Consider the following 24,449-nt stretch of genomic DNA (forward strand, 5'->3'; position numbering starts at 1 on the left):
CAAGCCAGCTCCCACAGGGGGATCGCGGTGTTTCTGGGGTGGGTTCTTTGCCGCAAGAACGATTTCTTGCGGCGAATAAGATCAGGTTCAGATCACACTAACTAAGTTGTTATCCGTTAGAGCAACCATTACCCATCACATGGTAATTAAGAATATGACGCTGACCCTGCGAATCTTCATATTCCATCTTCACCGGTACAACTTCGCAGACTTCTGGAATGCTGCTCATGGACAATACTTTGGCCACATCCAGGTGGGTGCTGTAAGTGTAGTCTTCAACAATCGGGGTGTTGCGGCTAGCTACGTCAGTCGGGGCTTCGTCGGCCAGGGCGGCGGTGGCGCACAAGCTGCTGAGGGCCATAACTACTAGAGCTTTCATTTCTTTATTTACCTTATTCAGGGCGAAAGGGGTCACGGGGCCTTTGTGAGGCCGCGTGTGTAACTTAGGGTTGGTTGTTTCGGATTAACGTTGCCTTCGTGGGGGCGGTTACGGTGTTAATCACAATGCCTGTGTTGGCGGAAGTGATTCTAGGCCTGCGGGTTATATTCATATACCCGTGCTTTTGATAAACACTGTTGGCGGTTTTTGTAACAATCCCGTGGTAAAGCTTTTTTCATCTTGGCGCAAAGCGCCACGGGCCGCGGGCCAGAGCCGCCAAAGCAGATAGCAGGGCAAAATGTAGGGGCTTGTTACTACCATCGTCGAATGGTTCTATGGGGCAGCCCCGGCTACAACAGGGCATACAAAAACAACTATTGTCACCGAGGTAAGAAAGATGAGTGCGGCTTCCCTGTACCCCGTTCGCCCCGAAGTAGCAGCCAACACGCTGACCGACGAGGCGACCTACAAGGCCATGTACCAGCAGTCGGTGGTCAACCCCGATGGTTTCTGGCGTGAGCAAGCCAAGCGCCTTGACTGGGTCAAGCCTTTCACCGCGGTGAAGCAGACCTCGTTCGACGACCACCATGTCGATATCAAGTGGTTTGCCGATGGCACCCTGAACGTTTCCTACAACTGCCTGGACCGTCACCTCGCCGAACGTGGCGACCAGGCAGCCATCATCTGGGAAGGCGATGACCCTTCCGAAAGCCGCACCATCACCTACCGCGAGCTGCATGAAGAAGTCTGCAAGTTCGCCAACGCCTTGCGCGGCCAGGATGTGCATCGCGGCGACGTGGTGACTATCTATATGCCGATGATCCCCGAAGCCGTGGTCGCCATGCTGGCGTGTACCCGCATCGGTGCGATTCACTCCGTGGTATTTGGCGGTTTCTCGCCGGAGGCCCTGGCCGGTCGCATCATTGACTGTAAGTCGAAGGTGGTGATCACTGCCGACGAAGGTATCCGCGCCGGTAAGAAGATTCCGTTGAAGGCCAACGTCGATGACGCCCTGACCAATCCGGAAACCAGCAGCATCCAGAAAGTCATCGTGTGCAAGCGCACCAATGGCGCGATCAAGTGGAACCAGCATCGCGACATCTGGTACGAAGACCTGATGAAAGTGGCCGGCACGGTCTGCGCGCCTAAAGAAATGGGCGCCGAAGAGGCCCTCTTCATCCTTTATACCTCCGGCTCCACCGGCAAGCCGAAGGGCGTGCAGCACACCACCGGCGGCTACCTGCTTTACGCGGCGCTGACCCACGAGCGTGTATTCGACTACCGCCCGGGCGAGATCTACTGGTGCACCGCCGACGTCGGCTGGGTCACTGGCCACACCTATATCGTTTATGGCCCGCTGGCCAATGGCGCGACCACACTGCTGTTCGAAGGCGTGCCGAACTACCCGGACATCACCCGCGTAGGCAAGATCGTCGACAAGCACAAGGTCAATATCCTCTACACCGCACCGACCGCGATTCGCGCAATGATGGCGTCCGGCACCGCCGCCTGCGAAGGCGTGGACGGCAGCAGCTTGCGCCTGTTGGGTTCGGTGGGTGAGCCGATCAACCCGGAAGCGTGGGACTGGTACTACAAGAACGTCGGCCAATCCCGTTGCCCGATCGTTGACACCTGGTGGCAGACCGAAACCGGCGCCACCCTGATGAGCCCGCTGCCGGGCGCCCATGCGCTCAAGCCAGGTTCGGCTGCGCGGCCGTTCTTCGGCGTGGTGCCAGCACTGGTGGACAACCTGGGCAACATCATCGAAGGCGCTGCCGAAGGCAACCTGGTGATTCTCGATTCGTGGCCGGGCCAGGCGCGCACCCTGTACGGTGACCATGACCGTTTTGTCGATACCTACTTCAAAACCTTCCGTGGCATGTACTTCACCGGTGACGGCGCCCGTCGCGACGAAGACGGCTACTGGTGGATCACCGGGCGTGTGGATGACGTGTTGAACGTGTCCGGCCACCGCATGGGCACCGCCGAGATCGAAAGTGCCATGGTTGCCCACCCGAAAGTCGCCGAAGCGGCGGTGGTGGGTGTGCCGCATGACATCAAGGGCCAGGGCATCTATGTGTACGTCACCCTCAAAAATGGTGAAGAACCGAACGAAGCGCTGCGCCTGGAGTTGAAAAACTGGGTGCGCAAAGAGATCGGGCCGATTGCTTCGCCGGATGTGATCCAGTGGGCACCGGGCTTGCCGAAGACGCGTTCGGGGAAAATCATGCGGCGGATTCTGCGCAAGATTGCCACGGCTGAGTACGACGGGTTGGGGGATATCTCTACCCTGGCAGACCCGGGTGTGGTGGCGCATTTGATCGAGACGCACAAGACCATGAACGTCGCGTAAGGCGCGATAGTCAGAAATAGCCCCGTTCGGTGTAGGCCGGATGGGGCTTTTTTGTGGGATCTCAAAACCAATGGAGATCAAGTGTGGGAGTTGGCTTGCCTGCGATGAGGGTGTGTCAGGTACAGGTGGACCAACTGACAGATTGCTATCGCAGGCAAGCCAGCTCCCACAGTTGGATCGCATTTCAAATGGCGGCCGGTGAGCTGTCTGGCGACCCTGCAAACCATCAAGCCAATAAATATCGGTTTTTCATGTGGGGCATTTCTGAATGTTACCGCCGTCGTCAAATGTGTAACCCAACGCCCAAACATGAGGCAATGTGCTACACCTTTGCCCCGAAAAGCCGCGTTTTAGACACCCCCGCAAATAAGATTAAACGCCAGACTTGCCGTGCTAGAAGGGTTTGCGAATAATAGGCCCGCAATTTGCAGCGTCTACAGGTTTAATGTCTTTTGTCTCTGCATAAAAAACAGGGGCTGTCAATGTGCTGGAACCGCTTTCTCAGTGCTTCTGTAAATTGTTGTCGCATTGAGGAAATATCGGCTTCCGGCCTGTCGTTAGAATGCCGATCACTCGCTCGTCGTCTCCGATGTTGAATCGGTGTAGGACGCAGCACCGCAATTCGGTTTTCCTTAAGTCGCATCGTGGGCCATGGCTCATACTGCTGTTTTGCCCTATACCGATGGAGTCCCAAGATGAAGAAACTCGTGCTGTTGGGCGCCCTGGCGCTGTCCGTGCTGTCCATGCAGGCTTTCGCTGAAGGCAAGCCTCTGAAAATTGGTATCGAAGCGGCTTACCCTCCGTTTGCCTCTAAAGCACCCGATGGCAGCATCGTCGGTTTTGACTACGACATCGGCAACGCCCTGTGCAAGCAGATGGACGTGAAGTGCACCTGGGTCGAGCAAGAGTTCGACGGCCTGATCCCTGCTCTGAAAGTGCGCAAGATCGACGCGATCCTGTCGTCCATGTCCATCACGGAAGATCGCAAGAAGTCCGTGGACTTCACCGGCCGCTATTACCTGAGCCCAGCGCAACTGGTGATGAAGGAAGGCACCACCGTCAGCGACAGCCTGGATGAGTTGAAGGGTAAGAAAATCGGCGTACAACGCGGTTCGATCCATGATCGCTTCGCCAAGGAAGTCCTGGCCCCTAAAGGCGCCACGGTTGTGCCTTACAGCTCGCAGAACGAAATCTACCTGGACGTGGAAGCCGGTCGCCTCGACGGCACCGTGGCCGACGCCACCCTGCTGCAGGACGGCTTCCTGAAGACGCCAGCCGGTAAAGGCTACGCGTTCGTGGGCCCACAGTTCACCGACGCCAAGTACTTCGGTGACGGCATCGGCATCGCCGTACGCAAAGGCGACAAGGAAAACCTCGACCGTATCAACGCAGCCATTGCCGCGATCCGTGCCAACGGTGAGTACAAAAAAATCCAGGACAAGTACTTCGACTTTGATATCTACGGCGCTGACCCTAAGTAAATCGTCCTAGCTGTCTGTCCGAAATGGCGCAAGCAACAGAATTCCTGCGGTTTGCGCCATTTTTTCATCCCCCTTTTCGAGGACCTGAATCATGTTGAAAGGCTACGGGGCCGTCATCCTCGATGGCGCATGGTTGACGCTTCAGCTCGCCTTGTCGTCCATGGCCTTGGCCATTGTTCTGGGTCTGATCGGGGTCGCGTTACGCCTGTCGCCGGTGCGCTGGTTGGCCTGGCTGGGTGACTTGTACTCCACAGTGATCCGCGGGATCCCTGACCTGGTGCTGATCCTGCTGATTTTCTACGGCGGCCAGGACCTGCTCAACCGCGTCGCGCCGATGCTGGGCTACGACGACTATATTGACTTGAACCCCTTGGCCGCCGGTATCGGCACCCTGGGTTTCATCTTTGGCGCCTACCTCTCGGAAACCTTCCGTGGCGCCTTCATGGCCATTCCCAAGGGTCAGGCCGAGGCCGGCCTTGCGTATGGCATGAGCAGTTTGCAGGTGTTTTTCCGGGTGATGGTGCCGCAGATGATTCGTCTGGCGATCCCTGGTTTCACCAACAACTGGCTGGTACTGACCAAGGCCACCGCGTTGATCTCGGTGGTGGGTTTGCAAGACATGATGTTCAAGGCCAAGCAGGCGGCAGACGCCACCCGCGAACCTTTTACCTTCTTCCTCGCAGTGGCGGCGATGTACCTGGTGATCACCAGCGTGTCGTTGCTGGCCTTGCGTCACCTTGAGAAGCGCTACTCGGTAGGCGTAAGGGCGGCTGATCTATGATCTTCGACTACAACGTCATCTGGGAGGCCATGCCGCTGTACCTTGGCGGCTTGCTGACCACCCTGAAACTGCTCGCCATCTCGTTGTTCTTCGGCCTGCTCGCCGCCTTGCCCCTGGGCTTGATGCGCGTGTCCAAGCAGCCGGTGGTCAACGGTGCGGCCTGGCTGTTTACCTATGTGATCCGCGGCACGCCGATGCTGGTGCAGCTGTTCCTGATCTACTACGGCCTGGCCCAGTTCGAAGCGGTACGCGAAAGCTTCCTGTGGCCACTGCTGTCCAGCGCCACCTTCTGTGCGTGCCTGGCGTTTGCGATCAACACCAGTGCGTACACCGCCGAGATCATTGCCGGTAGCCTCAAGGCCACGCCCAATGGCGAGATCGAAGCGGCCAAGGCCATGGGCATGTCGCGCTACAAGCTGTACCGCCGCATCTTGCTGCCGTCGGCCCTGCGCCGCGCGCTGCCGCAGTACAGCAACGAAGTGATCATGATGCTGCAGACCACCAGCCTGGCCTCCATCGTCACCCTGATCGACATCACCGGTGCCGCGCGCACGGTGAACGCCCAGTTCTACCTGCCGTTCGAAGCCTATATCACCGCTGGTGTGTTCTACCTGTGCCTGACCTTTATCCTGGTTCGCCTGTTCAAGCTGGCCGAGCGCCGCTGGCTGAGCTACCTGGCTCCACGGAAGCATTGAAATGGAACGTATCGATCATCTGTTGCCCTGGGGCCACCTGGGCTGCGAGCGCCAGCTGAGCGTGTTCCGCTTCGGCCGTGGCGAGCGCAAGGCCTATATCCAGGCCAGCCTGCACGCCGATGAATTGCCCGGCATGCGTGCCGCCTGGGAGCTGAAAAAGCGTCTCGCCGAACTGGAACAGCAAGGCGCCCTCAACGGCGTGATCGAGCTGGTGCCAGTGGCCAACCCGATGGGCCTGGGCCAGTTGCTGCAAGGCAGCCACCAGGGGCGTTTCGAGGTGGGCAGCGGCAAGAACTTCAACCGTGATTTCGCGGAGTTGAGCGAACCGGTTGCCGCGCTGCTCGACGGCAAGTTGGGGGACGATCCCCACGCCAACGTGCGCCTGATCCGCCAGGCAATGAGCGCTGCACTCAACGCATTGCCCGCGCCAACCAGTCAGCTGCAAGGCATGCAGCGCATCTTGCTCAGCCATGCCTGCACCGCCGATGTGGTGCTCGACCTGCATTGTGACTGCGAAGCCGCACTGCATATGTACGCGCTGCCCCAGCACTGGCCGCAGTGGCGCTCACTCGCGGCGCATTTGAATGTGAAAGTCGGCCTGCTGGCGGAAGACTCCGGCGGCAGTTCGTTTGATGAAGCCTGCTCGACGCCTTGGTTGCGGTTGTCCGGATTGTTCCCGGATGCACAGATCCCCCTGGCGTGCATGGCCACTACCCTGGAATTGGGCGGGCAATCTGATACGGGCCGGGACGCTGCAATCTTCCATGCCGAAGGCATTCTGGCTTTTCTCGCCGAGCAAGGCCTGATTCAAGGCGAATGGCCTGCGCCGCAGCACGAACCGTGCGAGGGCATGCCATTCGAGGGCACGGAAATGCTGTATGCGCCCCATGCTGGCGTGATCAGTTTCCTGTGCACCCCGGGCTGTTGGGTTGAAGCGGGCGAACCGATTTTTGAAGTGATTGATCCCTTGTCCGATCAGGTCAGCATTGTCTGCGCCAGCACGGCCGGGGTGTTGTTTGCCGTCGAACGGCTGCGCTATGCCCAAGCAGGTTTTTGGCTGGCCAAGGTGGCGGGGCGTGAAGCCCTGCGCCATGGCAATTTGCTGAATGACTGACCCACTGTTTTTGTGAGAACCGACCGCATGTACAAACTTGAAGTCCAAGACCTGCATAAACGCTATGGCAGTCATGAAGTGCTCAAAGGCGTGTCCCTGGCCGCCGCGGCCGGTGATGTGATCAGCATCATCGGTTCCAGTGGTTCGGGCAAAAGTACCTTTTTGCGCTGCATCAACCTGCTGGAGCAACCCCACGCCGGCAAGATTCTGCTCAACAACGAAGAGCTGAAACTGGTGGCCAACAAGGACGGCGCCATGAAGGCCGCCGACCCTAAACAGCTGCAGCGTATGCGTTCGCGCCTGTCCATGGTGTTCCAGCATTTCAACCTGTGGTCGCACATGACGGCGATTGAAAACGTCATGGAAGCGCCGGTGCACGTGCTGGGCATGTCGAAGAAAGACGCCCGTGAAAAGGCCGAGCACTACCTGGCCAAAGTCGGCGTGGGCCATCGCAAGGATGCGTTCCCCGGGCATATGTCCGGTGGTGAGCAGCAGCGTGTGGCGATTGCCCGTGCCCTGGCGATGGAGCCGGAGGTGATGCTGTTTGACGAACCCACCTCGGCCCTCGACCCGGAACTGGTTGGCGAAGTGCTCAAGGTGATGCAGGACCTGGCCCAGGAAGGCCGCACCATGGTGGTGGTGACCCACGAAATGGGCTTTGCCCGTGAAGTGTCGAACCAGTTGGTGTTTTTGCACAAAGGCATCGTCGAAGAACGTGGCAACCCGCGTGAAGTGCTGGTGAACCCGCAGTCCGAGCGTTTGCAGCAGTTCTTGTCCGGTAGCTTGAAATAATCAAGGCTGCTTTTGTGCACTGAAGTAGTGCATGCTCCACAATCTTGAGGCTGGCCCCAATCCCTGGTGGGAGCTGGCTTGCCTGCGATAGCGGTCTATCAGAAACAGCTTTGCCCACTGAACCACCGCCATCGCAGGCAAGCCAGCTCCCACAGTTGGAAACTCATCAGCTTTAAAGATTTGTGTGGGTTTACGGGCTAGCATTAGCCCACCCCTTCATTACCGTTCTTCGCTTCGGATAGCCCTCCATGACCGCCCATCGCATTGGTTTCCTGATTTGGCCCAGCACAAAAGCACTAACGCTTGCGCTGGCTGAGGAGGCCTTGCGCGTTGCTCAGCGGGTGCATCCCGATGTGGTCTACGAACTGTCGTTCCTGCTCGCCGAGCCTGCCACCGATGGCGCCTGGCAACTGCCGGGCGAGCCGTGGGCGGGCAAGCTGGAAGGCTTCCAGAAACTGTTTCTGCTGGCGGACGAACCGCCGACCGCCATTGCCTCCCAACTGAGCACCGCCCTCAAGCAGCTGGTGCGGGCCGGGTGTGTGATCGGCGGGCTGTCCGCCGGTGTATACCCGCTGGCCCAGCTCGGTCTGCTCGACGGCTACCGCGCCGCCGTGCATTGGCGCTGGCAGGACGATTTCGCCGAGCGCTTCCCCAAGGTTATCGCCACCAGCCATCTGTTCGACTGGGACCGCGATCGCCTCACCGCCTGCGGTGGCATGTCGGTACTCGACCTGTTGCTGGCGGTACTGGCTCGTGATCATGGTGCCGAACTGGCCGGTGCGGTCTCTGAAGAGTTGGTGGTTGAGCGCATCCGCGAAGGCGGCGAGCGCCAGCGCATTCCACTGCAAAACCGCCTCGGTTCCAGCCATCCCAAGCTGACCCAGGCGGTGTTGCTGATGGAGGCCAATATCGAAGAGCCGCTGACCACCGACGAAATCGCCCAGCACGTGTGCGTGTCGCGACGACAACTCGAGCGCATCTTCAAGCAATACCTCAATCGCGTTCCCAGCCAGTACTACCTGGAATTGCGCCTGAACAAGGCGCGCCAGATGCTCATGCAAACCAGCAAGTCGATCATCCAGATTGGCCTGTCGTGCGGCTTCTCCTCGGGGCCGCATTTCTCCAGCGCTTACCGCAATTTCTTTGGCGCCACCCCCCGTGAAGACCGCAACCAGCGGCGCAGCAGCAGCCCCTTCGAGCTGTCGTCGGTGCCTGCCGAGCGCGGTTGAGGTGGGCATTCACTCCTCCTGTGGGCGCGGGTTCGTGGTGGGCTGGTCCAACGGCGGTGTCAACGCATTACCTAGCTCATCGACCGTCGCCTCTGCCACCTGGAAGTCAATGCCGGTGCGTTCGTAGTAGGTGCGCAGGTAGGCGATGCTCTGTGCGGACAACGGGTTCCCGCTCAAGTCCGAGTCTTCGTTGAAGGTGGCCATCATCTCCAGCAAATCGCTGGTGAGCTCGCGGATCTGGTTCTGGCTCAGGTCCAGGGTGTGCAGGCTATGGAGTGAAAATACACCCTGGGGCAACTGGCTGAGCCGGGCGTTACGCAAATGCAATGAAGTGATTTGGCTCAGTTGGCTGACATCCGGTGCCAGGGTCAGAGGATTGTTGCTCAGGTCGAGGAAATCCAGCTCCGTCACGTCACCCAGCGTGCGACTGGTGGTTGGCGTGAGGGTGATTGCACAGTCCGACAAGTCGAGGCTGGACAATCGCGGCATGCTGAACACCGAAGTGGGGATCGCACCCAGGTGACAATGATTCAGGCTCAACGATTGCAGCTTGGTGAAGCATTGCAAGGTGCCATCGACTGCGGTGGTACCGCCGTCGCCGGTGTATTGAAACCAGGACACATGCTCGAATCGCGCGCTCAGCTGCGGCAGATTGCCCATGATCGGCGTGTCCAGGATCAGGGCGTGGGTCAGCGCGTCATCCAGGCTTTCTTCATCTTCTTCGCCCTCGCGGCGCCAGGTCTGTTCCAGCAGCGTCTTGAAGTCGTTGCGTAACAGTTGCTGGCGCGCACGTTCTGCTTCATCCAATGGAATATCCAACACAGGGTGGCGCTCGGGCACCGCCAGCATCCACTGTTGCAGGTCGGTGCTGAGTTGGGCGTACTCGGCTTCAAGGCTGGCCAGTGCGCCTGCTACCGACTGCATCGTGCCGGGCAGTTGAAACACGAACCGGTCGGCCTCGCCCGGTGTCAAGGTCGGGTATAGCCTTAGCAGGCGCTGGCGGTCGGCCTCGGGTGCCTGGGCGTTGAAATGCTCCTGCCGTGCCTGGCTGTAGCGCTTGATCTGCTCCAGTGCCGAAGCAGACAGCGGGTTGCCGGACAGGTCAAAAGCCCGGCTCATCGATGCCGGCAGATCGAACAATGGCGCCGGCAGCTGTTCGATGAAGTTGTTGCTCAGGTCCACCCTGTTGCGCGGCACATGGCTGAACAGGCTGGCAGGCACCTCCTGCAAGCCGGTGTTACTCAGCAATACGCTGACCAGATGGGGCAATTGATGAAAATCCGGTATCAGGCCCAGGGGGTTGTGGCTCAGGTCCAGGTATTCCAGGCCCTGCATGCCCTGCAGGGCCTGCACGTGTGCTGGCGACAACGTGAGAGTGCAGCGTTGCAGGCCGAGGAACGTGAGGTTTTGGCGGGCCAGTATCGAGGACGGGATCTGCCCAAGCTTTGCGTTTTCGATATTGAGGATGTCGAGATCGGGGAAGCTCTCGAGAAACCCCTCGGGTCGCAACGCGCGGCCGTTGCCTTGGATGATGAGGGAGCGCACGTGCCTTAAGCGAGTGCTGAGGGTGGGCAGGTCGCCCGACAGCGGTGGGTTGATCACCAGCGAGCGTGCCAGATGAGTTTCCTGCGGTGGTTCTCTGCGCCAGCTTTGTTCCAGTAATTGCCGCAACGCTCGGCGCCGAGCCCGTTCCAGGTGGGGAAGTCTCGGCACTTCGGCCCAGGTGCTGAGTTCCTGTTGCAGGGTATCCAGTTCTGCAGCCAGGCGTGCCAATTCAACGCGTCCGGCTTCGATATCGCCGGGCAGGGAGAAAATGAACCGGTTGATCGCGTTGCCGTCGAGCGAGGGATACAGCTGTTGTGCTTCACGGATATCCGCAGGGTGGGCATCGGCCTCCCAATGGGCTCCGTGGGTCTGAAAGTAGGCTTTTATCCGTTGCAGGGTCGGCGTCGACAGAGGGTTTTTCGATAAGTCGAACTTTTGGCTGATGCTCGCAGGTTGTTCGAACAGTGCGTCGGGCAATTCGCTTATCTGGTTTTCGCTCAGTATGGCGGCCTCCAGTTCGGTGCGGCTGAGTATGCCGGGTGGCAGGCGATCGATGCCGGTGTGAGTCAGGTCCAAGGCGACCAAGTCGTGCATGGCTTCCACGCTGGGTACCTGGCCCAAGGGGTTGTGGTCGAGTGCGAGGGTCTGCAGGCGTGTCATAGAGGCCAGTTCAACCTGATTGGCCGTCGTCAGTACAACGTTGCAATCGCTCAGGCTGAGGGTGTTCAGGTTGGGCCAGGTATGCACCTGCAAAGGCAGGCTGCCGAGGGGAACGTTGCGTACATCCAAATGGCGCACCTGATAAAAGCTGGCCAGAAATGCCTGCGCACCTTGGTTGGTACGTGCGCCGACCAGGGACAGTAATGACACATGCTCAAAGTTGGCCGTCAGGCTGGGCAATGGCCCGATGATCGGCAGGTTGAGTCGCAGGCAATAACCATCGCGTGTCGGATCATCGAAGTAGCTGTCGATTTCGCTCTCCCGGCGCCAGGCCTGCTCGATGCATTGCGCCATATGCCGGCGATTGCGCTGGTCGTAGCGGCGCTCGCCCGCCGACAGGGCCTGACCGGTCAGTGGGTGCTGGTTCGGCGTGGCGTCGCGCCACGCGGCGAGGTCATGTTGCAGTTGCCGATATTCCTCGGTCAGGGCTGACAGGCGATTGGCCGCGCCACCCGGCTGGCGTTCCAGGTGCTCGAGGAGGGTGCGCAGCCGTGCGTTATCAAGGCGTGGGTACAGCCGCCCGGCACGTTCCAACAAGGTCGGTAGTTGCTGGGGCGGCGCCGGTAATGCGGCGTAACCGTCGTTGTTGCCCAGCAGGCGCAACGTTTCCCGCGTTGGTGGCTTTGGCACGCCCTCATCGAGCACTGCCCGCAGCGCTTCGCGGGGCAGGGGCTGTTGGCGCAGGCGACGCTTGAGTTCGAGGCTGTCGGTGACCTGGATATTCAACGCATTGCGCTGAGCGTCGGGCAGGGCCTTGAGGATGGCGCTGTACAGGTCGGTCTCACCGAACAGCGGGCCGCTGCCGTTGTAGGGGACATAGCGGCCGTCGAGGGTGCGCACCAGTGTCCGGACGATACGGGCGTCCTCAGGCCCGACGCTGTTCCATACCTCGCCTTGCAGCGAGTAATGCCGCGCCACCAGGCGTATGTGCGCCGACCAGCCGGGGAGCAGTTTCAGTGAGTTCATGGCCAGGCGATCGGTGTCCAGGCTGCCCGCCGCCACCAGATGCTGGCCCTCATAGGCGCGGTTGAGGCGTACCTCCTGCCACGCCGCACGTGCGAGTTCGGCCAGGCGCGCAGGGGTGCGTTGTTGGTCGAGGGCCTGCAGTTCTGCGCCAGTGGCATGGCTGAGCAAATGCTCGGCCACCTCGGTCGGCAGGCTCGGCGCCGCGTCTATCAACCGTCGCGTCCCATGGTCCGAGGTTTGTTGCAGCGGCCTGTAGCGTGAGTCGAACAATTGCGCGCGTTCGCGTTCGGCGATGTCCGCCAGCCGGCGGCGCAAGTGCTTGACGCGGGTTTGCAGGCTCAATTGCGGGTCGCTGGCGCGCTCGCCGAATGAGGCGCGGATTTCGTCGGCCGTGAGGGCCTCGAGGACGGTTTTGAGCAAATCGCCGTTGCTCAGCTGAGCCTCATGCACCTGCACCACGGGGCGGTGGTTCTCACCGAAGCGCCACACAATGTTGCCCTGGGCATCGAGAAAACGCAGGGCCTTGGAGGCAGGCCAATAGCCGTAGCTGGTGAGCAGTTGCAATTGATCCTGCGGGTCGATGGCGTGATAGACCGCTGGATCATCGCTGCGCAGTTGTTCGATCAGCTGACCGATGGCGCGGTCGATGCGCAGCCGTGTCAGGGTATCGGCAAGCAGCGGCGGCAGGGGGTCGCCGTTAAGGTGCATCCTGCGTAAGGCAGCCTCTTCGACACCGCTCAATTGCAGGGCCAGGGCGCGATCGCTATCGCTGAGTGGCTGCGCGCGGTGGCCCAGGCGCTGTAGAAGCGTCGGCTGGTCCCAGTGCTGGGGGTGCTCAAGTTCCGTGTGCCACGCACCGGCGCCGTTGTGGGTCAGGGCGGGGCGGTAGGCGTCCGTTCGGGTGGGATGTTTGATGACGTACTGCTCGGTGCCGGTGACCTTTTCCACGGCATAGTGCTTGCCTGTCAGCGCCAGGATGTCTTCGTCGCGTATGCGCAGCAGCCCCAGCCGGTCATGGCCGAGGCGGGCCGGCACGTTGAGGGTTTGCTGGTAAGGCTCAAGGTCCGGTTTCCAGTAGCGGGTTTTGCCACCGGCCAGGGTCACGGGCTTGAAGCCGTCGATGAATGCGCGCACGTCCTGCGGTAACAGCTTGCGCAACTCGCTGGCGCCAATGGTACTGCCGGCGGCGAACGCACCGGCTTGCACCAGTGTTTCGAGCACGCTCATCAGGTGGCTGAACGCCTCGGTGCGCAGGCCTTCAGCCCAGTCGACGATGCCTTCGAAGGCGTCATCCAGCAGTTGGTACGCCATGTAGCCCAGCATCAGTTCGCCGAGGCCGGGAATGAACGGCGCCGCCACCAGCAGCACGGCGTTGAGAATCGAAGACGCGACGTTGACCAGCGCATCCCATCGTGCCCAGCGGGCATTGCGGTCTGCATCGGCGGTGGGCACCGCACGCGTACGTGCGTCGTTCAGCAGTTGGTTGAGCCTCTGTTGGTATTGGTGCTGCCACAGGTCGCCACCGATCGCCGATGCGGCAAATTGCAGCTTGGGCGCTGCACTGGGTTCTTCGCGCCAGGGCGCCAGGCCGCTGCCGGGTTGGGGCGGATGCCAGGTGATTGTGGCCAGGCGTTGGGTGAGACCGGCGAAAAACACGCCGAGCTGGTCATGGGGGATGAAGCGGCTGAAAAAGCGCTGGTAGGTCTCCTCGCGCAACTGTTGCGTCAGCGCTCGCTGGAAGGCCCGGGCCGAGGCGTACTCCTTGAGCGGGTGCTTTGGGTCGTCAGGGATGTAGGCCAGCAGGCGCTGCACGGTACGGGTCTGTTCCAGGTCTGGCGCGAACAGCAGGATGCCGGTGAGCGGCACGTCCATCATGCTCAGGGCGTGACAGCGCAACGGCAGGCGATTGAAGGTCACGCCGGGGTGATCGGCAAGCAGGTTTTCGATCGCCAGGGCGTAGTCCGCCTGGATGTCGCCTTGTAGGCGCGCCAGTTGCAGCGACGCGCGCAGGTTGGCCTTCTGGCTGGCTACAACCTTGTGTTGCAGCACGGCACTGGCGAGCGGTTCATCCAGGCCCAATTCGGTGCGTAAATGGCGAGCGTAGCGGGCGCCGATATCCAGCTCGCGACACAGGCCAATGAAGGACGCAATCGGCATCACCTGCTTGACCGCCGGCACGGTGTCGAACTGGCCACTGCCGGAGGGGCGGGTGATATAGCTCGACTGCGCCTCGTAGGCGTCGGGGCGGGTCTCCTTGAGATCAAAATTGTGCAGCGCCGCGTCCAGCAGCGATACGGTCAAGGTGCGTGCACCACCGGAGCCGATGGCCGGGAACCAGGGCAGGTGCTGAGGAATGTAGAGGCGCAGGAACAGCGTATCGGTGTTGACGTCCAGGCTGTAGCGGGAGAGCAGGGCGTCTTCAAGGATCGGCTTGGCGAATGCTTTTGCATCCTGAAGTTTCTCCAGTGCCTGCTCCACGCGGGAGCGGGCTTTCCAGTGCTCGGCTGTCAGCTGCTGTAACTGGCGCTTGTGGGCGGCGGAGGCCGTTGCCATGGCCTTGGCGTGCCTGGGATTGGCGCTGTTCAGGGCGGCCCGACTGCGGGTGGAGGCCTGGCCCAGCCAGTCCGGGAAGCTGTTTTGCAGCGGGGTGTAGTGGGTGTCCGGGGGCCGCGTGTCCTCGGCCAATGGGGGCGAGGTGGAGGTGGTGGTCATGGGATTGATCTCTGGAACCAAGAAAACTGCCAGTAAATCAGCCGCACGAAGGCGCATGAGCTTAGATAGTTAGGGCGCGGCCCCCGCATTCATCCTGCCGCAAACCTGCGCGGCAGTTTAAACTGCGCCTTTGCGACGCTATTTGTCGCATTGGCGTAAACCCGCCAAAAACGGGGGTTGGCGCTATAAGAAGTTGTCGCTTGGCGACAAGGCTGCACTGAAAACTGTCCTTACAATCCCTGCATCGCCCGCCATGTCCAGGCAGGCGTTCCTCTTCAGGAGACTCCGATGTCCGTTGAGCAAGCCCCGGTGCAACGTGCCGATTTTGACCAGGTCATGGTTCCCAACTACGCACCTGCCGCATTCATCCCCGTGCGTGGCCAAGGTTCCCGTGTCTGGGACCAGGCGGGCCGCGAGCTGATCGACTTTGCCGGCGGCATCGCGGTCAACGTGTTGGGCCACGCCCACCCGGCGCTGGTCGGTGCGTTGACCGAACAGGCCAACAAGCTGTGGCACGTGTCCAACGTCTTCACCAATGAGCCGGCCTTGCGCCTGGCGCACAAGCTGATCGACGCCACCTTTGCCGAGCGCGTGTTCTTCTGCAATTCCGGCGCCGAAGCCAACGAGGCCGCGTTCAAGCTGGCCCGTCGCGTCGCGTTCGACCGTTTTGGCAGCGAGAAGTACGAGATCATTGCCGCGCTGAACAGCTTCCACGGCCGTACCCTGTTTACCGTCAACGTCGGTGGCCAGTCCAAGTACTCCGATGGTTTCGGGCCTAAAATTACCGGCATCACCCACGTCCCGTACAACGACCTGGCTGCGCTGAAAGCCGCCGTATCGGACAAGACCTGCGCCGTGGTACTGGAACCGATCCAGGGCGAAGGCGGCGTACTGCCGGCCGAGCTGGCTTACCTGCAAGGTGCCCGTGAGCTGTGCGACGCGCACGACGCGCTGCTGGTGTTCGACGAAGTGCAAACCGGCATGGGCCGCAGCGGCAAGCTGTTCGCCTACCAGCATTACGGCGTGACCCCGGACATCCTCACCAGCGCCAAGAGCCTGGGCGGCGGTTTCCCGATCGCGGCGATGCTCACCACCGAAGCGCTGGCCAAGCACCTGGTGGTCGGCACCCACGGCACCACCTACGGCGGCAACCCGCTGGCCTGTGCGGTGGCCGAAGCGGTGATCGACGTGATCAACACCCCCGAAGTGCTGGCCGGCGTGAACGCCAAGCACGCTCAGTTCAAGGCGCGCCTGGAGCAGATCGGCAAGCAGTACGGCATCTTCACCGAAGTGCGTGGCATGGGTCTGTTGCTCGGTTGCGTGCTGAGCGATGCGTTCAAAGGCAAGGCCAAGGACGTGTTCAATGCGGCCGAGAAAGAAAACCTGATGATCCTGCAAGCCGGCCCGGACGTGGTGCGTTTTGCACCGAGTCTGGTGGTGGAAGAGGCGGATATCACTGAAGGTTTGGATCGCTTTGAACGTGCTGTGAAAGCCCTGACACAAGCTTGATAGACCGTTCGGTGCCCGGTGTTCGGGCCCGAACACAAATTTTGTATGCCGGACTCCTTTGTTGGAGCTGTGAAGATCAAATGTGGGAGCGGGCTTGCTCGCGAATGCAGTGGTTCAGTCACCTCAAATGTTGAATGACACGCCGCTTTCGCGAGCAAGCCCGCTCCCACACTTGACCTCACTGGTTTCAAGATCGTGTCCGGCATTTTTTCCTGCAAGTTTTTCGAGTTAAGGAGTGACACCATGCTGGTGATGCGCCCCGCGCAAATGGCTGATCTGGGCGAGGTACAGCGTCTGGCTGCGGACAGCCCGATTGGTGTCACCTCCTTGCCGGATGATGTCGAACGCCTCAGCGACAAGATCGCCGCCAGCGAAGCGTCCTTCGCGGCCGAGGTGAGTTTCAACGGTGAAGAAAGCTATTTCTTCGTGCTCGAAGACACCGAGACCGGCAAGCTCGCCGGGTGCTCGGCCATTGTCGCGTCGGCCGGCTATTCGGAGCCCTTCTACAGTTTTCGTAACGAGACCTTCGTGCACGCCTCCCGCGAGCTGAAGATCCACAACAAGATCCACGTGCTTTCCCAGTGCCACGACCTTACCGGCAACAGCCTGCTCACCAGCTTCTATGTGGTGCCCGAGCTGGTCGGTTCGCCGTGGTCGGAACTCAATTCCCGTGGCCGCCTGCTGTTCGTCGCCAGCCACCCCGAGCGCTTTGCCGACTCGGTGGTGACCGAGATCGTCGGCTACAGCGACGAAAACGGTGACTCGCCGTTCTGGGACGCCATCGGTCGCAACTTCTTCGACCTCAACTACGCCGCCGCCGAGCGTCTGTGCGGGCTGAAAAGCCGTACCTTCCTCGCCGAGCTGATGCCGCACTACCCGATCTACGTGCCACTGCTGCCGGACGAAGCCCAGGAGGCGATGGGCCAGGTGCATCCGCGTGCGCAGATCACCTTCGACATCCTGATGCGCGAAGGCTTCGAGACCGACCATTACATCGACATCTTCGACGGTGGCCCGACGCTGCATGCACGGGTCTCGGGCATTCGCTCCATCGCCCAGAGCCGCGTGGTGCCGGTGAAGATCGGCGAGATGGCCAAGGGTGTCGGCCGCCAGTACCTGGTGAGCAATGCGTCGTTGCAGGATTACCGCGCGGTGCTGCTGGAACTGGACTACGCGCCCGGCAAGCCGGTGACCCTGGACCTGGCTGCGGCGGAAGCGCTGGGTGTCGGCGAAGGCGCGAGTGTGCGTCTGGTTGCGGTTTAACACAGAGTTTCGCGGGTGGCCTTTAGCGGGCGGCCCGTCTGAGGAGATAGCATGATCGTTCGTCCCGTACGCAGCAGCGATTTACCTGCCCTGATTGATCTGGCGCGCAGCACCGGCACCGGCCTCACCACCTTGCCGGCCAACGAAGAGCGCCTGACCCACCGGGTGGGCTGGGCCGAGAAAACCTTTCGTGGCGAAGCCGGGCGTGGTGATGCCGACTACCTGTTCGTGCTGGAAAACGACGAGGGCCGAGTGGTGGGCATTTCCGCCATCGCTGGCGCCGTTGGCCTGCGCGAACCTTGGTACAACTTCCGGGTCGGCCTGACGGTCAGCGCCTCCCAGGAACTGAATATCTACCGCGAAATCCCCACGCTGTTTTTGGCCAACGACCTCACCGGCAACTCCGAGCTGTGCTCGTTGTTCCTGCACGCCGATTACCGCACCGGCCTCAACGGCCGCATGCTGGCCAAGGCGCGCATGCTGTTTATCGCCGAGTTCCCGCAGCTGTTCGGCAACAAGATCATTGCCGAGATGCGCGGGGTGTCCAACGACGCTGGGCGTTCGCCGTTCTGGGAAAGCCTGGGCCGGCACTTCTTCAAGATGGAGTTCAGCCAGGCGGATTACCTCACCGGCGTGGGCAACAAGGCGTTTATCGCCGAGCTGATGCCGAAGTTTCCGCTGTACAGCTGCTTCTTGTCCGAGGATGCGCGCAACGTGATCGGCAAGGTCCACCCGGACACCGAACCGGCGCTGAGCATGCTCAAGAGCGAAGGCTTCAGCTACCAGGGCTACGTCGATATCTTCGATGCCGGCCCGGCGGTGGAGTGTGAGACCAGCAAGATCCGTGCGGTGCGCGACAGCCAATCGTTGGTGCTGGCCATCGGCACGCCGGGGGACGACGCCACGCCGTTCCTGATCCATAACCGCAAGCGCGAGGAGTGCCGCATCACGGCCGCTCCGGCCCGTCTGGCGGCAGGCACGCTGGTGGTCGATCCGCAGACCGCCAAGCGCCTGCAACTGGTGGTGGGTGACCAAGTGCGTGCTGTTCCGTTGTCTGCTGCTCGGGAGTCGAAATAATGAATTCGCTGTATATCGCAGGTAGCTGGCTGGCGGGCCAGGGTGAGCTGTTTGAGTCGCGCAACCCGGTGACCCAGCAAGTATTGTGGGCCGGTAATGGCGCCACCGCCGAGCAGGTTGAATCGGCTGTGCAGGCTGCACGCCAGGCGTTTCCGGCCTGGGCCAAGCGTTCGCTGGAAGAGCGCATCGGTGTGTTGGAAACCTTCGCCGCCACTCTGAAAAAGCGCGCCGATGAAATCGCCCGCTGCATCGGTGAGGAAACCGGCAAGCCTCTGTGGGAATCGGCCACGGAAGTCACCAGCATGGCCAACAAGATCGCCATCTCGGTGCAAAGCTACCGCGAGCGTACCGGCGAGAAGAGCGGCCCGCTGGGCGACGCTACTGCCGTGCTGCGTCACAAGCCCCACGGCGTGGTGGCGGTGTTTGGCCCGTACAACTTCCCCGGTCATTTGCCCAACGGGCATATCGTCCCGGCGCTGTTGGCGGGCAATACCGTGCTGTTCAAGCCGAGCGAGCTGACCCCGAAAGTCGCCGAGCTGACCGTGCAATGCTGGATCGAAGCCGGTTTGCCGGCGGGCGTGTTGAACCTGCTGCAAGGCGCGCGGGAAACCGGCATCGCCCTGGCGGCGAATCCTGGGATCGACGGGTTGTTCTTCACCGGTTCCAGCCGCACCGGCAATCATCTGCACCAGCAATTTTCCGGGCGCCCGGACAAGATCCTCGCGCTGGAAATGGGCGGCAACAACCCACTGGTGGTGGATGAAGTGGCCGACGTGGATGCGGCGGTCTACACCATTATCCAGTCGGCGTTTATCTCCGCTGGCCAGCGTTGCACCTGCGCCCGTCGCCTGTTGGTGCCGGAAGGTGCGTGGGGCGATGCGTTGCTGGCACGCCTGGTGGCAGTCAGCGCGACTATCGAGGTTGGCGCGTTTGATCAACAACCGGCGCCGTTCATGGGCTCGGTGATTTCCCTGGCGGCCGCCAAAGCCTTGATGGATGCGCAGGAGTTGATGCTCGCCAACGGCGCCGTGGCGCTGCTGGAAATGACCCAGCCGCAGGCTCAGGCCGCGCTGTTGACACCAGGCATCATCGATGTGACCGGCGTCACCGAACGCGAAGACGAAGAACTGTTCGGCCCGTTGCTGCAAGTGATCCGCTACGCTGATTTTGCAGCGGCGATTGCCGAGGCCAACAACACCCAATACGGCCTGGCCGCTGGCTTGTTGTCGGACTCCGAAGCGCGTTACCAGCAGTTCTGGCTGGAAAGTCGCGCGGGGATCGTCAACTGGAACAAACAGCTGACCGGCGCGGCGAGTACTGCGCCGTTTGGTGGGGTAGGGGCCTCGGGCAACCATCGCGCCAGTGCGTATTACGCGGCGGATTATTGTGCGTACCCGGTGGCGTCGTTGGAAACGCCAAGCTTGGTAGTGCCCGCCACGCTGACCCCAGGTATTACGCTGATCTAAATGTGGGAGCGGGCTTGCTCGCGAAAGCGGTGGATCAGTCAATAAATGTGTATTTGACACACCGCATTCGCGAGCAAGCCCGCTCCCACATTGGTCCTGCTGTGTGCTGAAGTAATTTGAAGCCTATAAAAACAGATGTTCGTGGAGCCTCGCCGATGAAATCCTATGAAGTCAATTTTGACGGTCTAGTGGGGCCGACCCATAACTACGGCGGTTTGTCCTTTGGCAACGTCGCGTCCCAGAGCAACAGCCAGCAGCATTCCAACCCCAAGGAAGCGGCGTTGCAGGGCCTGCAAAAAATGAAAGCCCTGATGGACATGGGCTTTGTGCAAGGCGTGCTCGCACCGCAGGAACGTCCCGACGTGGCCGCCTTGCGCAGTCTCGGCTTCAGCGGCAGCGACGCCCAAGTCATCCAGCAAGCCGCCAAGGACGCCATGCCGTTGCTGGTCGCCAGTTGCTCCGCATCGAGCATGTGGGTGGCCAATGCCGCCACGGTCAGCCCAAGCGCTGACACCTTTGACCGCCGCGTGCATTTCACCGCTGCCAACTTGAATTGCAAATACCACCGCAGCATCGAGCACCCGACCACCAGCCGAGTGCTGGGGGCGATGTTTGCCGATCAGAAGCACTTCGCCCACCACGCCGCGTTGCCGGCGGTGGCGCAGTTCGGTGACGAAGGCGCGGCCAACCACACGCGTTTCTGCCGTGAGTACGGTGACGCGGGCGTGGAGTTTTTTGTGTTCGGCCGCAGTGCGTTCGATAGCCGTTTCCCGGCGCCGCAAAAGTACCCGGCGCGCCAGACCCTCGAAGCATCCCAGGCGGTTGCGCGTTTGCACGGCCTGAAGGACGAAGGCGTGGTCTACGCCCAGCAGAACCCCGCGGTGATCGATGCCGGTGTGTTCCACAACGACGTGATCGCCGTGGGCAACGGCGAAGTGCTGTTCTATCACGAGGATGCGTTCCTCAATACCGAACAGATGCTGGCTGAGCTGCAAACCAAGTTGGGCAAGCTGGGTGGCAACTTCCAGTCGGTCTGCGTGCCCCGCGCCCTGGTCAGCGTCGAGGACGCGGTGCGTTCCTACCTGTTCAACAGCCAGTTGCTGACCCGCGCCGACGGCTCGATGCTGCTGATCGTGCCGGAAGAATGCCGCGCCAACGAGCGCGTGTGGAACTACCTGCAAGGCTTGACCGCGTCGGGTGGGTTGATCCGTGAAGTCAACGTCTTCGACCTCAAGCAAAGCATGCAGAACGGCGGTGGCCCGGCGTGCCTGCGTTTGCGTGTGGCGTTGAATGAAACGGAACTGGCGGCGGTGAATCCAGGGGTTATCATGACCGCGCCGTTGTACGAAACACTGACCCAGTGGGTAGGCAAGCACTACCGCGACAGCTTACGGGAAACCGATCTGGCTGACCCGCAATTGCTGCTTGAATGCCGGACGGCACTGGATGAACTGACGCAAATCCTTAAACTGGGCTCGGTTTATCCTTTCCAGATCAATTAACGCCGCACGGCTGAGAGTTATATATATGACCACCGACACCCTGAAACTGATTCTTGAAGACACCGACGGCACCCAGCTGGAAACTTCCTGCACTCGCGTCGCCGTGGTGTGGCAGGGCAAGGAAATCTGGATCCAGCACGACGGCCGTGGCCAACTGCTGATCGGCGTGGACGTGGAAGAAGGCGACGCCGAGTACGCCAACCTGCTGATGCGCCCATTGGCCACCAACCTGATGAGCCTGCAACTGGAAATGGAACCGGCCGACGTTGAAGGTGATGACGACGATCACGTCCACGGCCCAGGCTGCAACCACTAAGGAAGTGTGCTTATGCTCGCCCTCGGCAAACTGCTTGAACTGACCCTCGCCGGTCGTGAACCGGCGCAAAAAATTCAACTGACTGTCGGCGGCGTGCAGATGCGCTGGCTCAGCGAGGGCGCGCTGGAAGTGCGCCCGCCGCAGGGCAAGGACGATGGCGGCGACCTGCTGCTGTCGTCTGGCATCCATGGCAACGAAACGGCGCCGATCGAACTGCTCGACCGCCTGTTGCATGGCATTGCCCGTGGGGAGATCAAGCCCCGCAACCGTATTCTGTTCCTGTTCGGCAACCCCGAGGCCATGCGCCGCGGCGAGCGTTACCTCGAACTGGACGTCAACCGGCTGTTCAATGGCCGTCACGAACAAAACATCGGCCCCGAAGCCATGCGCGCCGCCGAACTTGAACAACTGGCCCGCACCTTCTTCAGTCAACCGGGTCGTTCGCGCCTGCATTACGATCTGCACACGGCCATCCGTGGCTCGAAGATCGAGCAGTTCGCCCTGTACCCCTGGAAGGACGGTCGCCAGCATTCGCGTCGAGAGTTGGCGCGCCTGCGTGCCGCCGGCATGGAAGCGGTGCTGTTGCAGAACAAGACCTCGATCACCTTCACCGCGTTTACCTACGAGCAGCTGGACGCCGAGGCCTTCACCCTGGAATTGGGCAAGGCGCGACCGTTCGGGCAAAACCAGGGCGTGGATGTGTCACGCCTGGAGGTGCGCTTGAAGCAGATCATCGAGGGCAACGAACCGCCAACCGACAGCCTGGACGGCCTGCAGTTGTTCGCCGTGTCCCGCGAAGTCATCAAGCACAGCGACGCGTTCCTCATGCACTTGCCTGCCGATGTGGAAAACTTTTCGCCACTGGACCAGGGCTACCTGCTGGCCGAAGACGTGGCCAAGACGCGTTGGGTGATCGAGGAGCAGGGCGCTCGGATTATTTTCCCCAACCCGAAAGTGAAGAATGGCTTGCGGGCGGGGATCCTGATCGTGCCAACCACCGAGCAAGGCCTGCGTTAATGGTTTCGGTACTGTTTGCGCGGCGGTAGCCCGAGTTCCTTGCGCAGCCCGTTTTCGCTGAACGCTGGCGGGTTGGTGGTCGTGGGTGGAGTGCTTGGGTCATGGTCGAAATCGAACGGCGGCGCTGAAGTCGGCAGGCCTACGGCTTGCAGTTCATGATTGTTCACCCAGTCTCGTGGCTGGGCGCCGTCGATGCCGTCCGGGCTTTCGCCGCGCAGCAATGTGCCGCTGACGTGGTTGTAAGCGTGGCACAGCTCGTGGAACAGGGTCACGATGCTCGGCGTTCCAGGCCTTATATCGGTGGTGTTGTACCAGATGTTCCCGCCGTAAGAGGGTTTGCCTGGCTGGTTGTTATCGATAAAGGGCCAGCTTTCGGTGCCGGGCACAGGCACGAACTGTCCGTTGAGCCTGGGATAAAACTCATGGATGGTCACGGGATGCCCGCTGTGCAGCGCTGCGCGTTCCAATTGCGCCAGCAAGCGTTGACCGGTGGGTGAACTGAGCAGCAGCCTCAGGTCGTCGTTGACCCGCTGGACGAATTGCGCGCTGCCTTGCACGACGACGCCACTGTTGCCCACGGGTTTGGGTTCAAGGTGCACCGCGTGTGACGCCAATTGCCCGGGAGGAAGGTCATCAGGGATGTCCGGGTGCATCATCATGGCGCAGTCGACCGTCAGGTTGCTTTTGAAATTGTAGTACGTGACGTCGTCAGCCTTGAGTCGTGTGACATCGTTGAGCCCGTCGCCGGTGTAGATGACGTTTTTGGCCGGGCCGGCCTTGATCCGATCGTTGCCGGGGCCGCCGCTGAGGATGTTCTGCCCACGCCCACCGACGATATGATCATCACCCTGGCCGCCATCGATGAAGCACGAGCCACTGCCGCCGCTGATGTCGTCTGCGCCGGGGCCACCATAGACGGTCATGTGGGCGTCTTGAAAACCGTGCACTTCGTCGTTGCCATCGCCGGCCTCCACATGGCAGGCGCCGTTGACAACCGCGATGAAGTCATCGCCGGGGCCCGCGTAGAGGGTGGCCGTTTTGGCGGCACTGATTATGCGGTCGTCACCTTCGCCGCTATAGACGAAAACCGGCACAATCACGTTGTCGTCTATATGAATCCGGTCGTTGCCGCCCTGAGTGTCGAGCACCAGCGTTTGTGTGCGCCAGTTGAGGGTGATCTCATAGCGCGATTGATTGACCTGCACCATCAGTGTCAATTGGGCGTCGACGTACGCGGCGGCAAAGATATGGACCGCGTCGGGTGCAGCGAACGTGGTGAGGCAGAGTTGGTCGATGTCTTCATCCCTGAACAACTTGCGCTCGATACGCACCGTTTCATTTTCAAGGATGTCGTGGATTTCGATAAAACCTGGGCCGTCAGGGCGTTCGTTGGTGGGCTCACGCCTGGGGGTTGGGGTGAGTGTATTGGCATTGATGACGTAGACGCCGTCAGCGTTTCGGGTCGTTAACATATCGCGTGTCCCTTGGTTCAAGTAAGAGGTGTGCAGGCCTTACTTAACGCGAGAGGCTCG

Annotated in this window: 17 protein-coding genes; 14 read left to right on the forward strand and 3 right to left on the reverse strand. The window is 61.0% G+C overall.

Translation table 11 applies throughout. The features are described 5' to 3' along the window. Positions 1-109: 109 nt before the first annotated feature. The gene (locus DBR46_RS23780) at positions 110-379 is read right to left on the reverse strand and encodes a DUF2790 domain-containing protein (RefSeq protein ID WP_124528183.1); all 270 of its coding nucleotides are present in this window, start codon (positions 377-379) and stop codon (positions 110-112) included. A 397-nt stretch (positions 380-776) separates the two neighbouring features. Between DBR46_RS23780 and acs the strand changes: the two genes are divergently transcribed. The 7 genes from acs (at position 777) to argR (ending at position 8,824) form a co-directional block, all read left to right on the forward strand. After that, positions 777-2,732 carry an acetate--CoA ligase gene (gene acs, locus DBR46_RS23785; protein ID WP_017734150.1) on the forward strand — a complete coding sequence of 652 codons (1,956 nt, stop codon included), beginning with the start codon at positions 777-779 and terminating at the stop codon, positions 2,730-2,732. Between the two features lie 695 nt (positions 2,733-3,427). After that, positions 3,428-4,213 (forward strand): ABC transporter substrate-binding protein, encoded by a 786-nt coding sequence (locus DBR46_RS23790; protein WP_124528184.1) that lies wholly within the window; start codon positions 3,428-3,430, stop codon positions 4,211-4,213. Positions 4,214-4,304: 91 nt separating this feature from the next. Then, the gene (locus DBR46_RS23795) at positions 4,305-4,994 is read left to right on the forward strand and encodes an ABC transporter permease (RefSeq protein WP_124528185.1); all 690 of its coding nucleotides are present in this window, start codon (positions 4,305-4,307) and stop codon (positions 4,992-4,994) included. Next, complete coding sequence (locus DBR46_RS23800; RefSeq protein ID WP_017734152.1) at positions 4,991-5,689, forward strand: ABC transporter permease; 699 nt, start codon at positions 4,991-4,993, stop codon at positions 5,687-5,689. Before DBR46_RS23795 ends, DBR46_RS23800 begins: the two co-directional genes overlap by 4 nt. A 1-nt stretch (position 5,690) precedes the next feature. Next, complete coding sequence (locus tag DBR46_RS23805) at positions 5,691-6,803, forward strand: succinylglutamate desuccinylase/aspartoacylase family protein (RefSeq protein ID WP_124528186.1); 1,113 nt, start codon at positions 5,691-5,693, stop codon at positions 6,801-6,803. Between the two features lie 27 nt (positions 6,804-6,830). Then, positions 6,831-7,595 (forward strand): ABC transporter ATP-binding protein, encoded by a 765-nt coding sequence (locus DBR46_RS23810; RefSeq protein ID WP_124528187.1) that lies wholly within the window; start codon positions 6,831-6,833, stop codon positions 7,593-7,595. Between the two features lie 248 nt (positions 7,596-7,843). Further along, a complete protein-coding gene (argR, locus tag DBR46_RS23815) occupies positions 7,844-8,824 on the forward strand; it encodes a transcriptional regulator ArgR (RefSeq protein WP_124528188.1) in 981 nt (326 codons plus the stop codon). A gap of 9 nt (positions 8,825-8,833) precedes the next feature. On the opposite strand, the gene DBR46_RS23820 is transcribed toward argR, so the two are convergent. Continuing rightward, on the reverse strand, positions 8,834-14,767 hold the full coding sequence (locus DBR46_RS23820) for a DUF6543 domain-containing protein (protein ID WP_124528189.1): 5,934 nt from the start codon (positions 14,765-14,767) through the stop codon (positions 8,834-8,836). 288 nt (positions 14,768-15,055) lie between these two features. Here DBR46_RS23820 and DBR46_RS23825 point away from each other — a divergent pair, with 288 nt between their 5' ends. The 7 genes from DBR46_RS23825 to astE all read left to right on the forward strand — a co-directional run bounded on the left by DBR46_RS23825 (position 15,056) and on the right by astE (position 22,917). Beyond that, complete coding sequence (locus tag DBR46_RS23825) at positions 15,056-16,276, forward strand: aspartate aminotransferase family protein (protein WP_124528190.1); 1,221 nt, start codon at positions 15,056-15,058, stop codon at positions 16,274-16,276. 243 nt (positions 16,277-16,519) lie between these two features. Beyond that, positions 16,520-17,539, forward strand: a complete 1,020-nt coding sequence (gene aruF, locus DBR46_RS23835) for an arginine/ornithine succinyltransferase subunit alpha (RefSeq protein WP_124528191.1) — start codon at positions 16,520-16,522, stop codon at positions 17,537-17,539. A 51-nt stretch (positions 17,540-17,590) separates the two neighbouring features. After that, a complete protein-coding gene (gene astA, locus DBR46_RS23840; protein ID WP_124528192.1) occupies positions 17,591-18,616 on the forward strand; it encodes an arginine N-succinyltransferase in 1,026 nt (341 codons plus the stop codon). Further along, on the forward strand, positions 18,613-20,082 hold the full coding sequence (gene astD / locus DBR46_RS23845) for a succinylglutamate-semialdehyde dehydrogenase (protein ID WP_177414123.1): 1,470 nt from the start codon (positions 18,613-18,615) through the stop codon (positions 20,080-20,082). Before astA ends, astD begins: the two co-directional genes overlap by 4 nt. 155 nt (positions 20,083-20,237) lie before the next feature. Beyond that, positions 20,238-21,584 carry an N-succinylarginine dihydrolase gene (gene astB / locus DBR46_RS23850; RefSeq protein ID WP_124528194.1) on the forward strand — a complete coding sequence of 449 codons (1,347 nt, stop codon included), beginning with the start codon at positions 20,238-20,240 and terminating at the stop codon, positions 21,582-21,584. Positions 21,585-21,609: 25 nt separating this feature from the next. Continuing rightward, on the forward strand, positions 21,610-21,900 hold the full coding sequence (locus DBR46_RS23855) for a hypothetical protein (protein ID WP_003214319.1): 291 nt from the start codon (positions 21,610-21,612) through the stop codon (positions 21,898-21,900). A gap of 12 nt (positions 21,901-21,912) precedes the next feature. Then, positions 21,913-22,917 (forward strand): succinylglutamate desuccinylase, encoded by a 1,005-nt coding sequence (gene astE, locus DBR46_RS23860; protein WP_124528195.1) that lies wholly within the window; start codon positions 21,913-21,915, stop codon positions 22,915-22,917. Here astE and DBR46_RS23865 read toward each other — a convergent pair. Continuing rightward, positions 22,914-24,389, reverse strand: coding sequence for a M91 family zinc metallopeptidase (locus DBR46_RS23865; RefSeq protein WP_124528196.1), 1,476 nt, complete (start codon positions 24,387-24,389; stop codon positions 22,914-22,916). The two genes, astE and DBR46_RS23865, sit on opposite strands and share 4 nt — an antisense overlap. Positions 24,390-24,449: the final 60 nt, after the last annotated feature.

This window comes from Pseudomonas sp. KBW05 (assembly GCF_003852405.1).
Lineage (GTDB): Bacteria > Pseudomonadota > Gammaproteobacteria > Pseudomonadales > Pseudomonadaceae > Aquipseudomonas.